Genomic DNA, 13,238 nt, shown 5'->3' on the forward strand with positions numbered 1-13,238 from the left:
CACCCCGGCGCCGCCACCCGTTCGAGGGCGAGCCGCATCACCCGTACGCCGCAAACCGGCTCTCCCGCAACGTGAGGCCGGAGCCCGGACGGGCGAGGGGGAGGCCGCCCTTCCGGGCGGCCTCCCCCTGGGGCGGGGCGGGGTCAGCCCGCCAGGCCCCGCATCCACTGCTCGACCTCGTCGGCGCGGCGCGGCAGCCCGGCCGAGAGGTTGCGGTTGCCGTCGGCGGTGACCAGGATGTCGTCCTCGATCCGCACCCCGATGCCCCGGTACTCCTCCGGCACCGTCAGGTCGTCGGCCTGGAAGTAGAGCCCCGGCTCGACGGTGAGCACCATGCCGGGCTCCAGCACCGCGTCGACATAGGACTCGGTCCGCGCCTGGGCGCAGTCGTGCACATCCAGGCCGAGCATGTGACCGGTGCCGTGCAGCGTCCAGCGGCGCTGCAACCCCAGCTCCAGCACCTTCTCCACGGCCAGGTCGAGAAGGCCCCACTCCACCAGCCGCTCGGCGAGCACCCGCTGCGCGGCCTCGTGGAAGTCGCGGTAGCGGGCACCCGGCCGGACCGCCGCGATCCCGGCCTCCTGGGCGTCGTACACCGCGTCGTAGATGCGGCGCTGGAGCGCGGTGAAGGTGCCGTCGATCGGCAGGGTGCGGGTGACGTCGGCGGTGTACAGGGTGTGCGTCTCCACGCCCGCGTCCAGCAGCAGCAGCTCGCCCGGCCGCACCTCGCCGTCGTTGCGCACCCAGTGCAGGGTGGTGGCGTGCGGGCCGGCCGCGCAGATGGAGCCGTAGCCGACGTCATTGCCCTCGACCCGGGCACGCCGCCAGAAGGTGCCCTCGATCCACCGCTCGGAGGTGGCGACGGCCTGCGCCAACTCGCGTACCACATCGGTGAAGCCGCGCACGGTGGAGTCGCAGGCGGCCTGGAGCTGCCCGACCTCCCAGTCGTCCTTGACCAGCCGCAGCTCGCTGAGGAAGACCTTGAGCTCGTCGTCCCGCTGCTCGGCGGCGCTGAGGGTGTCGGGGTCGGTGCGCTGCTCGGAGCGGTCGGCCTCCAGCTCGCCGAGCGCGGCCTCCAGGGCGGCGTCGTAGTGCCGCACGATGCGGGTCGGCGCCGGGTTGGCGGCGACTGCGGCGGCGAGCTCCTCGGCGGCCTTGCGGACGTCGCGGCACTCCAGGCCGAGCAGCCGCTCGGCCTCGCCGAGGCTGTGCCGGCGGCCGACCCAGAGCTCGCCCTGGCCGTCCAGCCAGAACTCGCCGTTCTCCCGGTCGGAGCGGGGCAGCAGGTAGGCGGTGGCGTCATGGCCGCCGTCCGCACGCGGTTCCAGCACCAGGACCGCGTCCTGCGTCTGGTCGCCGGTGAGGTGGACGTACTCGCTGGACGGGCGGAACGGGAAGTCGCAGTCGTTGGAGCGGACCCGGAGGTTGCCCGCCGGGACGACCAGCCGCTCGCCGGGGAACCGCGCGGAGAGCGCGGCCCGCCGCTCGGCGGCGTACGGGGCCTGCTCGATCGGCTGGAGGTCGTGCAGCTCGGTGTCGCCCCAGCCGCTCTTCATCAGCTCGGCCAGTTCCTCGGAGACCTCCGGGTAGAGGCCGTTCTTGCGTCCCTTGATCGGCTGCTCGCCCTCGTCGGGTGCGGCCGACTCCGGGTTCTCCGCCGCCGCCGGGGTGCGGTCCTGGGTCACGTGCGTCGCCTCCTTGCGTCGTCGACCGCCCGGGTGCGCCTGCCGGGTGTCGGACGTGCGGTCGGACGGTCCTCCCCATCGTAGGCGGGCGGTCCGAGCGGGTGTTCGGGCGGCGCCCTCGGCGCGGCTCGCTCAGCCGAAGCGGACGGCGAGCAGTACCAGGTCGTCCACGGCCTCTGCCGCCTCACCGAACGGGCGGTCCGGGCAGGTGGCCAGCAGATGGGCGCAGAGCCGGTCCGGGTCCTGCCGGGCGTCGCGGGGGGCGCCTGCGGCGGCGGCGCGCAGCCTGGCCTGCCCGGCGTCCAGGCCGCCGGCGCCGCACCGCCGGGCCAGTCCCTCGGTGTAGAGCACCAGGACGTCGCCCGGTTCGGCGTGCAGTTCCACCCCGGGCGCCTCCCAGCAGCCGAGCATGCCGAGCGGCGCGGAGAGCGAGGTCTCCACAAAGCCCGCCCCGCGCTCGGTGACCAGCAGCGGCGGGCACTGCCCGGCGCCGGCCAGCGAGATCCGGCGCTCGGCGGGTTCGACATAGGCGTACAGCGCGGTGGCGGAGCGGGCCGGCTCGGTCGACTTCAGCAGCAGCTCCAGGTCGCCCAGGACGGCCACCGGGTCCTCGCCCTCCAGTACCGCGTAGGCGCGCAGGGCGGCCCGCAGGCGCCCCATCGCGGTGGCGGCGCCGGTGCCGCCGCCGCAGACGCTGCCGACGGTGAGCGCCAGCGCGCCCTCGGGCAGGGCCAGCGCGTCGTACCAGTCGCTGCCCGCCGAGCGGTCCAGCCCGGCGGGGACGAAGCGGGCGGCCAGCCGCACCCCCGGGACGCGCGGCAGCCGGTCGGGCAGCAGGCCGTGCCGCAGCGCGTCGCAGCTGCGGCGCAGCCGCTCCAGCTCCAGTTCCCTGGCGACCACCGGCGCGGCGAAGGCGCAGTAGAGGCGGGCCAGGTGCTGCTGGCGGTCCGAGGGCTCGGCGGGCTCGTCGTAGAACCAGACGGCCGCCCCGATCGGCCCGTCGTCGGCGGTGGCCAGCGGCAGCGCGCAGGAGGCGCCGATGCCGAGTTGGGCGGCGACGGCCCGGTAGCGGGGGTCCAGGCCGGGGTCGCGGGCCAGGTCGGTGTGGAGCAGCTGCGCGGGGCGGCCCTCGTGGGCGAGCAGTCCGGCGTAGGGGCCGGTGTCCCGGGGGACGGTCTCCAGCGCGCCCCGGCAGGAGCGGTCCAGGCCCAGACCGACGGCGTCGCCGTGCGAGGCGTCGAGCACCAGCATGCCGCGCCGGGCGCCGAGCAGCGCGGCGCCCGCGTCCAGCACGGTGCGCAGTACGGCGTCCAGGCTGCGGGTGGCCGCGAGCTGCTCGGTGTGCTCATGCAGGCCCGCGAAGTCGGAGAGCCAGGCGGCCAGTCGGTCCTGCACGGCGGTGACCTGCTCCACCGAGATACCGGGGGACGGCAGGTCCACGGTCTGCACCGGGTCGTCCTGGCGGGGGGAGACCTGCTCCGGATAGGCGTGCTCGGGGGAGGCGGTGGGCCGCCTGCCGGTGCCGGCGCCGATGGGGGAGGGATGCGTTTCGGTCATGCCATCCGCCCTTCCGGAGGCTGCCCGGCGTGGCGGGTGAACCCCCATGAGATGCCATAAGGCAAGGAATGACCCCACTTCTACACAGACCGGTCGGGGCCTGTCCAGAACTGCACCCCCGTCTGGCCCCAGGTGTCCTAGCCAGGAATCTTGGCTGAAAAACATTGCCGCGCTTGATTGTTCGGGCTGTTGCGGAGGGACCCGCGCAGGCCGGGGGCGTGCGCGCCCGCAGGGGGCGCGCAGGGCGCTCGGGGTCCCTGGGGCTGCTGTGACGCGCGGGTCCGGAGGGACGGAAATCGGCCACTTGGCCGGTCTCGGAGGGCCCGGCTCCGAACCGTCGGCGTGCGGAATGCGATACCGGAGAGGCGCATCGGAGGCGCCGGACGGCGCACGGCGCACAGGGAGAGGCGGTGGCTGAGCGGATGGCCGCAGTCGGCACCACCGGGGGGCTGCTCCCGCTCCGACCCGGGACCGTACGATGGTGTCAGGACGATGGTGCCGGGCCCGGACGACCGGGATCGGCTCACCCGTACGGTGGAACCAACGCTCTCCGCGCGGCGTCAATCCGGACGCCGGGGGAGTCTCGTCCAGGGCAGGCCCGCACGACCACCGTTTCGCACAGCTCCAGGCACACACCCTGCTGCGTCGAAAACCCGGGATCATGCCCCGGGCGGCAGACGGCGAAACCCCTGCGGGGGCCACGGCGCGCAAACGCCACCATCCGCCACCCCCCGCCACGTACCGCAGTCGGCGGCCCCCGTGGTGCGCTTACCGTGGCGCCGCGTCATGTCGCCCCGTTTGTCACTGTCCGATCCTCAACGGTCATGGAAAGGAACGAGCGCTCATGCGCGAGATCCTCGGAAGGCGACGGAGGAACAGATCGGCACTGCTGGCCGCGGCACTGACCTGCGCGGAGCAGTGGAGATGGCCGGTGGTCCCGGGCGCCGGGCTGCAGCCGCGCCCGTTCCGCGACCGCTTCGGTGACCGCACCGAGGACGGCGGCGACGGCGGCAGCCGCCGCACCGACCGCCGACGGTCGGCCCGCGCCTGTGTCTGTCCCCGCTCCGACTGTGCGGTCCCCGGAGCCCACCCCTGCGATCCGCCGCTGCTCGCGGCCACCACCGACCCGCGGATGGTCCGCTGGTGGTGGACCCAGCGGCCGGACGCCCCGATCGTCATCGCCACCGGCGGCGCCGTCGCCGCGGTCAGCCTCCCGGCCGCCTCGGGGGCCCGGGTGCTGGCCTACTTCGACGCGCTGCGGGTCCGCACCGGACCGGTGGTCGCCTCCGCCACCCGCCATGTGCTGCTGGTCCAGCCGTACAGCTTCGACGAGTTGGGCGAGCTGCTGATCCAGCAGGAGTGGGTGCCCACCTCGCTGCGCTATCACGGTCCCGGCGGGTATGTGGTGCTGCCGCCGTCGTCCACCGGTGGCGGGGGCGTGCACTGGGAGCGTCCGCCGGTGACCGGTCCCGGGGCGCCGGGCGGGGCGCCATGGCTGCCCAGGGTGGCGGATCTGCTGGGGGCGCTGGTCGCGGCGAGCGCCGCGACGCCGGACGGGAGCCGGCTGGCGTTCTGAACCGGGTCCGATTTGCGAACGGGCCCCTGGGTTCCGAAGAGCCCGGAACGTGAAGTGCCCGGCCGCTGGCGACGGGGGATGCACCAGCGACCGGGCTGTTTAAACGGTAACAAGGATCGGTCGATCCGCAAATTCCCCCGAGCGAAGTCGACCTCCGAATTCCGGTCTGGCGACCGAAATGTGACGCGACTCACGCGATTCGAGGGCGGAGTGCGCCCACGAAGGGTCAGAGCGTGATCTGGCGGTTCACCAGACCGGCCCGCACCCGGCGCTCCTCCGGCGTCAGCGCGGCGGGCTCGGCGAGCACCCGCGCCAGCCGCTCCGCGAACGCCGCAGCGGGCTTCTCGCAGTCCGCAGCCGACATCTCGCGGGGCAGGTCCCAGACCGGGACGGTCAGCCCATGCGCCCGGAACGAGCCCACCAGCCGGGTGGACTCGCCCAGGGACGCCTCGCCCGAACCGGCGAGCCGGGCCAGCGCGTCCAGCAGCTCCTCCTCGGGGTGCGTCATCACCCAGCGCAGATGGTTCTTCTCCGGGGCGCTGCACCAGTAGGCCGACTCCACGCCGTGCAGCCGCTCGGTGGGGATGATCGCGGCGTTCGCCCGCTCCAGCGAGGCGGCCACCTCGCCGGTGGCCGACTCCGCGTCCTCCAGCCAGAAGTCGAAGCCGCTGTGGACCGTGAGCTCCAGCGGCGACGACAGGTCCAGCAGGTCCTGGAGTCGCGGACCGCCCGGCGCCGGACGGCGCGGCGGCACCGGGTTGCCGGGCTCGGTCGCCAGCGCCTGCTCCAGGGCATCGGCCAGGTCCCGGCTGACATCGCCGGAGGAGGACTGGGTCTGAAGGCCCAGCAGGATCGCGCCGTCCGCGCGGCGCAGCGCCGGCCAGGCCATCGGCAGCACCGTGGCCAGCGTCACCGACGGCGCCTCGCCGCCGACCACGTCGTCCCGCAGCTTCAGCGGGGCGGTGGCGGCAGGCACCAGCTCGCGCAGCGCCACCCAGTCGGCCTCGCCCGACAGCCCCTCGAACGGGCGCTGCACCAGCTGCTGCACGGCGTGTGCGGCCTCCCGGCCGTGGCATGCCTTGTACCGGCGGCCGGACCCGCAGGGGCAGGGCTCGCGGGCGCCGACGACCGGGATCGACCCGGGGTCGGCGGCGGTCGCCTGCGACGTGGCGGCGGACGGCTTGCGCTGGGATGCCTTCTTGGCGGCCTGCTTGGCCATGGTGCGGGTCTCCCCAATGCGGTGACGCGATCGGCTGTGCTTTCCGCCGGGAAGCGTAACCGGGAGTGGCGGGGCCGAGGCCGCTACGCCGCTGCGGCGCGTCCGGGAGTGACCCGGCTGCGGGCCGGGCGGACCCTCAGCCGGGGTGTCGGGCGGGCCCTCGGCCGGGGTGTCGGGCGGGCCCTCGGCCGGGGTGTCGGGCGGGCCCTCGGCCGGGGTGTCGGGCGGGCCCTCAGGCGGGTCATCGGGCAGGTCGTCACGGCGTGCGTCGGGTGCGCTCGGCGGCCGGGGCGGCGGGCCGGTCCACCGCTGCGGCCACCGGTCTCACGGCCGGTCCGCCATGGCGGGCGTGACGGGCCCGTACGCGGAGCACCGCCCAGACCGTCACCTCGCCCGGGGCGTCGCGCACCCCCCAGTCCACCGCCAGCCTGCCGACGATGGAGAGTCCACGGCCGCCACGGGAGGTAAGCGAGGGGCGGGCGCTGCGCGGCCTGGTGACCGCCCCGCCGTCGGTGACCTCAAGGGTCAGCAGCCCGTCGTCGTGCACCCGCCAGCAGACCAGCACGCCGCCGGTCTCGGCGGAGCCCGCCGCAGCCCGGTCCAGGTCGAGCAGCGGGGCCAGCGGGCGGGCGTGGCGACAGGCGTTGCTGAGCAGTTCCGAGAGGATCAGTACCGCGTCGTCCACCACCGGGTCCGGAACCGCGCGGGCGCAGAGTTCCCGGCGCAGGCGTCGCCGCGCGGTACCGACACACGCTGGGCCATGGGGCAATGCCATGGACGACGAAGTCGGCACATCGTGCGCCATCACGAACGCCACCCCCGAGACCTCCTTCACCGCATGCCACCGCATGCCGAGAAGTGAATGCCCACGGAGAATGGGCCGGAAACAGGCTTGGCGCGATCGCCCAAAGCCGGAAGAAGACATACAAGGCGGTATCGACAACCGGTAATGTGATGATTACGTGCTGTCGCGAAAGAGGAATGGACACATCCGTGCAGCCGGGTTCCGGAAGCGACCGAAACGGTCAGCGGCCCAGTTGGTCCAGCACCTCGCGGGGCCGGTTGGTGATGATGGCGTCCACGCCCAGCCGCAGGCACAGCTCCACATCCGCCGGATCGTCCACCGTCCACACATGGACCCGGTGCCCCGCCCGGTGCAGTCGCGCCACAAAGCCCGGGTTGGCCCGCACCAGCTCGATCCCGGGCCCGGCGATCTCCACCCCGCGCGGCAGCGAGCCGTCCCGGAAGCGCAGCGGCAGCCGCTCCATCAGGAAGACCGTCGGAATGCTCGGCGCCGCCTCCCGCACCCGGCGCAGCGACAGCTGCGAGAAGCTCATGATCCGCACCGGCCCCGGCCCTGCCCCGTCCGGCTGCCGGGGGTCCTGCCCGACCAGCCCGAAGCGGTGCAGCATCCGCAGCAGCTCCGCCTCCACCCGGCCCGCATAGCGGGTGGGGTGCTTGGTCTCGATGGCCAGCTCGACCCGGCGACCGGCGTCGGCGACCAGTTCCAGCAGCCGCTCCAGGGTCAGCACCGAGGACCGCTCCGGATCGGGGAGCCGCCCGCCCGGCACCGGCAGCTCCGGGTCGCGGTCCGGCGCCTCGGGCTCCTCCGGCGGCAGCGCCTCCTCCCGCCAGGAGCCGAAGTCCAGCTCCGCCAGCTGGGCCAGCTCCAGCGTGGAGACCACCCCTCGGCCGTTGGAGGTGCGGTCCACCCGGCGGTCGTGCACACAGACCAGATGCCCGTCGGCGGTCAGCCGCACATCGCACTCCAGGGCGTCCGCGCCCTCCTCGATCGCCCGGCGGTAGGCCGCCAGGGTGTGCTCGGGTACGGCACCGGAGGAGCCTCGATGGGCGACGACGCGGACGGCGGTGCGGTTGGGCACGGCCAGCAGGGGCACGGGCGGGGCGGGTGTCGCTGTCGTCACCCGCCCCACCTTACGGGCGGTGCCGCCGCGCCCCGCAGGGCGGCGGCGACATCCGGGTGAACGTTGTCCTACGGCCGGGCGGCGGCGTCCGCCTGCCCGGCGTCCCCGACCCTCTCGGCGCCCTCGGTCTGCCCGGCACCGCCCCGGGTCAGCGGCGTCAGCGCCCAGGTCGCCAGGGCGGAGACGGCAAAGGCGAAGAGCGAGGCGGAGGTCCACTCCTGCGGGGTGAAGTGCACCCAGTCGTGCACCCGCTCCCAGAGCCCCGACCACCAGCCGCCGATGTCGGAGGGCGCCAGGAACTGGTACGTGACAAAGCCCAGCAGCCACGGCAGCAGCATCAGCGGCCGGCCCGGCGCCGAGTCCGACAGGTCCCACCCGCCGCGTCGGCCACGGCCCAGGTAGTAGTCGACCGCCAGCACGGCCAGCAGCGGGACGAAGACCGAACCGATCAGCCCCAGGAAGCCGTAGTACCAGCTGCTGAACTCCTTCACCGGCAGCGCCAGCGCCGTCACCAGTGCCCCGATGCCGACGGTCAGCACCCGCCGGTCCACCCTGGGGAAGAGGTTGTGCACGGACATCGCGGTCGAGTACACGTTGGCGAAGGACTGGTCCACCTCGCGTACCACCAGCACGGCGAAGAACGCCCAGCCGGCGGTGACCCCGAGGAAGGTGTCGAAGATCCGGCTCTCGTCCCCGCCGACCTGGAGCAGCGCCATCAACCCCAGCACGTAGCACCACACCTGGGCCACCGTGTAGCCGGAGAAGGTGCCCCAGAAGGAGGCGCGCGGCGTCCGCGAGTGCCGGGTGTAGTCGGCGGCCAGCGGGACGAACGAGATCGACACCGCCAGGACGTAGTCGGTGGCACCCAGGAAGCCGTGCCAGTTGCCCGCCGCCGGGTCCGGCACGCCCTGCCGGACCAGCTGCACCGTGAAGTACACCATCGACGCGCCCACCGCGACCGCCACATAGCGGCGCAGCAGGCCGATCACGCCCAGCGGCCTGATGGTCAGCGCGGTGGTCACCGCGCCCGCCAGCACCACGAACAGCCAGTGCCACTCCCGGCTGTGCGTCATCGCCTCGGCGCCCATCGCGATCACCGTGAGCTCGTACACGCCCCAGCCGACGCACTGCACGATGTTGAGCACCGTCGGCACATACGACAGCCTGGTGCCGAAGAGGCCGCGCAGCACCGCCATCGCGGGTGCGCCGGTGCGGGCGCCGATCACGGCGGCGACCGCGAGCATCGCCGTACCGACCGCCGTGCCGACCAGGACGGCGGTCACCGAGGCGGCGAAGGACAGCTGCGCCCGTCCGGTGCCCAGCACCGTCGCCGCGCTGCTGAAGCCGATCAGGCTGACGCCGAGGTTGGCCCAGAACGCCGCCTGGTCGCGGAAGCCCAGCGGACGGGGCGGTGCGGTGTCCAGCACCAGCGGCGCCTCACCGCTGTCGCCGCCGCCGTCGCCGGCGCCGTGGCCGTCGGTGGCGGACATGGGCGTGGACGTGGAGGTGGATGATGAAGCCGTCAAGGCCGATGCTCCCTACGCCGGCATTACCCGGTCAGGTTCCGGCGGTCGGCGCCCCCTCGGCCCGCTGTTGCGGCCGACCGGCGCCCTCTCAGCCTGGTCTGGGTCCAAGCTCCCGCGTGTCAGTTCGAGGAGTCATCGTAGGCGTACCGGGTGGCGAGGCCAAGGCCGGGGCCTGCGAACATCTGCACGGCTTAAGGAACCCATCATCCGCACGGGTGTGCTGCTTACGGCGCTCAGACGGGCGATGGGAAATGCTGGGTTACCAAGGTCCTGTCATCCATGGAGGTCGTCCGTGAGCAGCGAGCACGAGAGTGGGTTCACCGGGCCGCAGGGGGCGCAGCCCACCGGCGGCCACGACGCGGTGGGTCCGGCTCCCGACCGTACGGCGCAGCAGCCCGCCGTGCCGTCGGACGGTGTGCCGCCCGCCTCCCCGGCGGGTCAGCCGTCCACGGCCGTTCCGCCGCCGCCGTCGTCCTACCCGCCGCCGCAGCCCCCAGCGCCCGGCCACTCCGCCGACTACGCTGCCGGCCCCTCCGCCGACTACGCGGCCTACCCGCCGCCGCCCGCGCACAGCGCGCCGTTCGGCTCCGGCGGGACCGACGCCGACCGCTCCGCCTGGCCGCCGCCCGGCGGCCACCCCTTCGGCGCCGGCCACCCCGTCGGCGGCTGGACCGGCCCCGACCACCCGGGCGGCTCCTCCACCGACGGCCGGGGCCCGCGCCGGAAGCAGGGCGGACTGGTCGCCCTGGTCGCCGCCGTGGCCATCGCCGCCGGCGGCATCGGCGGCGGCATCGGAGCCTGGGCCTCCGGCGGCTCCGACTCCAGCTCCACCGCGAGCAGCACCACCGTCTCCTCCACCGTGGACAAGGCCGCCCTCAACCGCGCCCCCACCAGCGTCGCCGGCATCGCCGCCAAGGCCCTGCCCAGCACCGTCACCATCAAGGCCGAGGGGTCCCAGGAGTCCGGCACCGGCACCGGCTTCGTCTACGACACCGAGGGCCACATCCTCACCAACAACCACGTGGTCGCCCCCGCCGCCGACGGCGGCAAGCTGACCGTCAAGTTCTCCGACGGCTCCAGCTACGCCGCCTCCGTGGTCGGCCGCGCCGAGGGCTACGACGTCGCCGTGGTCAAGCTGGACAACCCGCCCAAGGACAAGCTCAGCCCGCTCCCCCTCGGCGACTCCGACAAGGTCGCCGTCGGCGACGCCACCATCGCCATCGGCGCCCCCTTCGGCCTGGAGGGCACCGTCACCACCGGCATCGTCAGCGCCAAGGACCGCCCCGTCGCCTCCGGCGACTCCACCGGCGCCCAGGCTTCCTACATGAACGCCCTGCAGACCGACGCCTCCATCAACCCCGGCAACTCCGGCGGCCCGCTGCTCAACGCCGGCGGCCAGGTCATCGGCATCAACTCGGCCATCCAGTCCACCAGCGGTGGCGGCGGCGGCAACCCCTTCGGCCAGACCGAGCAGGCCGGCAGCATCGGCCTCGGCTTCGCCATCCCCATCAACCAGGCCAAGTGGGTCGCCGACACCCTCATCAGGACCGGCCAGCCCGTCTACGCCATCCTCGGCGTGCTCCGCAACGACAACTACAACGGCGACGGCGCCCAGATCATGCCGTCCCCCGTCCAGGGCACCCCCGCCGTCACCCCCGACGGCCCCGCCGACAAGGCCGGCCTCAAGCCCGGCGACGTCATCACCAAGCTCGACGGCGTGCCCATCGACAGCGGACCGACCCTGGTCAGCGAGATCTGGTCGCACCGGCCCGGCGAGCACGTCCAGGTCGTCTACACCCGCAACGGCGAGACCCACACCACCACCGTCACCCTCGGCGAGCGCAAGGGCGACTCCAAGTAGCCCACCCGCGCGCCGCCCCCCGGCCCGCACCCCCACCCCTCCCGAACCCGTTAGGCTGACCTCCGCCAGGAGGGCTGCCCGAGTGGCCTAAGGGAACAGTCTTGAAAACTGTCGCCAGGGGTGACCCTGGCCGAGGGTTCGAATCCCTCGCCCTCCGCTCCACCCGCACCAACCGGCCCCTGACCAGCACCAACGGTCAGGGGCCGCCGGCTTTCCCGGTAGCCGCTGTCGTCCGCCTCATCGGGCATGGATCGGGCACGCTCTTTGCCTGGTTGTCCGGCATCACTCACCGGCCGCGACCAGGTGACGTCGGGCGCGGACTGCCCGGTTGCCGATCGCATTCCGGGTCAGGTGCGGCTGACGGATACTCCGCCGATCTCGGCTGCCGCCCGCAGGACCAGGTCGACGGGCTCTCCGAGCCGGTCGACCGGTACCAAGGGGACCGCCTGCAATTGCGGCGACCTGGCCACCAGCCAGAGACCGAGGTGGGACTGGCTGAGCCCCCAGGGGCCACGGCAGCGCTCCACGGTCAGTTCGGCCGTGTCCGTCCAGGGTCGGAAGGTCAACGGCCGGGTCAGGAGATGGATGCCCCGTCCGTCGAGGACCAGGCCGTCGACCCGGGCGCGTACCCGACGGATGCCCCAGACGGACAAGGCCGTCCCTGCCATGAGCGGAGCGACGCCGAAGAACACCAAGGTGCCCCAGCCTCCGTCCTCGTGGGATCTCAGCAGGATGGAGACGAACATGATGACGAGGAGCACACCCCAGGTGCCGAGCAGCAGCCCGACGGACAGGGCGACACCCAGCCGGAGTCGCTCACCGGAGTCGTGGCCCACCACATCGAAGCTCCGCTTCCCGGATGGCCACGGTGGCGCGGTTGCCGGTGTCGGGGCCGGAGATGCGAGTGCGGTCGGACGGTCCTCCCCCGATCCGACCTGAGCCTGTGCCGTCCGTACCGTCCGTACCGTCCGTGCCGACCCTGCGTATCCGGCGGCGGTGCGTATGAGCGCGGTAGCCGCCTCGCGGTGCTCGTCGATCACAGTACGAAGTGGAACGGTCAGCCAGTCGGAGTCGGCACTGTCAGGTCCGGCGGCGAGCCGCCGCAGGATCTCCGTGGGAGTGGGCCTGGACGACGGGTCCTTCGCGAGACACGCCCCCACGACGCCGCGCAGGTCTGCGGGGAGGGCTCCCAGATTCGGCTCCCCATGCACGACGCGGTAGAGCATGGCCTCCGCAGGACCCTCGCCGAACGGGGCGGCGCCCGCAGCTCGGCACAGCACGACGCCCAGGGCGAAGACGTCGACGGACAAGGTGACATCCGCTCCGGTCAGCTGCTCGGGGGCGAGGAAGCCGGGCGTTCCCACCTGATAGCCGGTCAGGGTGACCTGCGTCCGGTCCAGCGCGCGGGCGATACCGAAGTCGATGACACGCGGACCGTCCTCGGCGAGCAGGATGTTGCTCGGTTTGAGATCGCGGTGCACGACGCCCACCGCGTGGATGGCGGCCAAGGCCTCCGCGAGCCCGGCCCCCAGCGCGTACAGGGCCGCCTCCGGCAGCGGACCGTGCCGATCGATCACCTGGTCCAGAGAGGGTGCCGCAATGTACTCGGTGACCAGCCACGGCCGGTCGGCGGAAGCGTCGGCATCCACGACGGCCGCCGTGTGGAAGCCGCTCACCCGCCGCGCGGCATCGACCTCCTGCCCGAACCGTCGCCGGAACCCGGGGTCGGCACCCAGCTCCCGGCGGATCACCTTCACGGCCACCGCGCGCCCAGCCAGGGTCCTGCCGAGGTAGACCGTGCCCATCCCGCCCTGCCCCAGCCTGGCGACCAACCGATAGCGCCCGCCGCCCACCTCTGATGGATCGTCCGGCCCCAGCCCGACCGCCAT

At 73.6% G+C, this 13,238-nt stretch carries 9 protein-coding genes and 1 tRNA gene; 3 read left to right on the forward strand and 7 right to left on the reverse strand.

Features of this window, described 5'->3' with window-relative positions; all coding sequences use genetic code 11:
* Window positions 1-143 precede the first annotated feature (143 nt).
* Entirely contained in the window at window positions 144-1,685 is a 1,542-nt protein-coding gene (locus C7M71_RS16060) for an aminopeptidase P family protein (RefSeq protein WP_111492508.1), read from the reverse strand.
* A gap of 132 nt (window positions 1,686-1,817) precedes the next feature.
* Window positions 1,818-3,242 (reverse strand): PP2C family protein-serine/threonine phosphatase, encoded by a 1,425-nt coding sequence (locus C7M71_RS16065; RefSeq protein WP_229758758.1) that lies wholly within the window; start codon window positions 3,240-3,242, stop codon window positions 1,818-1,820.
* A gap of 844 nt (window positions 3,243-4,086) precedes the next feature.
* Between C7M71_RS16065 and C7M71_RS16070 the strand changes: the two genes are divergently transcribed.
* A complete protein-coding gene (locus C7M71_RS16070; RefSeq protein WP_111492506.1) occupies window positions 4,087-4,818 on the forward strand; it encodes a bifunctional DNA primase/polymerase in 732 nt (243 codons plus the stop codon).
* Between the two features lie 226 nt (window positions 4,819-5,044).
* Here C7M71_RS16070 and C7M71_RS16075 read toward each other — a convergent pair whose 3' ends face one another.
* The 4 genes from C7M71_RS16075 to C7M71_RS16090 form a co-directional block, all read right to left on the reverse strand.
* Complete coding sequence (locus tag C7M71_RS16075) at window positions 5,045-6,037, reverse strand: DUF5926 family protein (protein WP_111492505.1); 993 nt, start codon at window positions 6,035-6,037, stop codon at window positions 5,045-5,047.
* A 256-nt stretch (window positions 6,038-6,293) separates the two neighbouring features.
* Complete coding sequence (locus C7M71_RS16080) at window positions 6,294-6,962, reverse strand: ATP-binding protein (protein WP_407675907.1); 669 nt, start codon at window positions 6,960-6,962, stop codon at window positions 6,294-6,296.
* A 100-nt stretch (window positions 6,963-7,062) separates the two neighbouring features.
* On the reverse strand, window positions 7,063-7,962 hold the full coding sequence (locus C7M71_RS16085; RefSeq protein ID WP_407675908.1) for a glycerophosphodiester phosphodiesterase: 900 nt from the start codon (window positions 7,960-7,962) through the stop codon (window positions 7,063-7,065).
* Window positions 7,963-8,030: 68 nt separating this feature from the next.
* Window positions 8,031-9,452 carry a purine-cytosine permease family protein gene (locus C7M71_RS16090; RefSeq protein WP_111492504.1) on the reverse strand — a complete coding sequence of 474 codons (1,422 nt, stop codon included), beginning with the start codon at window positions 9,450-9,452 and terminating at the stop codon, window positions 8,031-8,033.
* Between the two features lie 328 nt (window positions 9,453-9,780).
* Between C7M71_RS16090 and C7M71_RS16095 the strand changes: the two genes are divergently transcribed.
* Together C7M71_RS16095 and C7M71_RS16100 are read left to right on the forward strand one after the other, a co-directional pair.
* Complete coding sequence (locus C7M71_RS16095; RefSeq protein ID WP_229758760.1) at window positions 9,781-11,349, forward strand: S1C family serine protease; 1,569 nt, start codon at window positions 9,781-9,783, stop codon at window positions 11,347-11,349.
* A 68-nt stretch (window positions 11,350-11,417) separates the two neighbouring features.
* A tRNA-Ser gene (locus C7M71_RS16100) sits at window positions 11,418-11,506 on the forward strand.
* 190 nt (window positions 11,507-11,696) lie between these two features.
* Here C7M71_RS16100 and C7M71_RS16105 read toward each other — a convergent pair.
* Entirely contained in the window at window positions 11,697-13,238 is a 1,542-nt protein-coding gene (locus C7M71_RS16105; RefSeq protein WP_111490981.1) for a serine/threonine-protein kinase, read from the reverse strand.

It is taken from the genome of Peterkaempfera bronchialis (assembly GCF_003258605.2).
Taxonomy (GTDB): Bacteria; Actinomycetota; Actinomycetes; order Streptomycetales; family Streptomycetaceae; genus Peterkaempfera; species Peterkaempfera bronchialis.

Bases quoted from the DNA above. Each gene is read 5' to 3' on its own strand.
- C7M71_RS16065 (WP_229758758.1), bottom strand. From the start codon at position 3,242: ATGACCGAAACGCATCCCTCCCCCATCGGCGCCGGCACCGGCAGGCGG.
- C7M71_RS16070 (WP_111492506.1), top strand. From the start codon at position 4,087: ATGCGCGAGATCCTCGGAAGGCGACGGAGGAACAGATCGGCACTGCTG.
- C7M71_RS16075 (WP_111492505.1), bottom strand. From the start codon at position 6,037: ATGGCCAAGCAGGCCGCCAAGAAGGCATCCCAGCGCAAGCCGTCCGCC.
- C7M71_RS16080 (WP_407675907.1), bottom strand. From the start codon at position 6,962: ATGTCTTCTTCCGGCTTTGGGCGATCGCGCCAAGCCTGTTTCCGGCCC.
- C7M71_RS16090 (WP_111492504.1), bottom strand. From the start codon at position 9,452: ATGTCCGCCACCGACGGCCACGGCGCCGGCGACGGCGGCGGCGACAGC.
- C7M71_RS16105 (WP_111490981.1), bottom strand. From the start codon at position 13,238: ATGGCGGTCGGGCTGGGGCCGGACGATCCATCAGAGGTGGGCGGCGGG.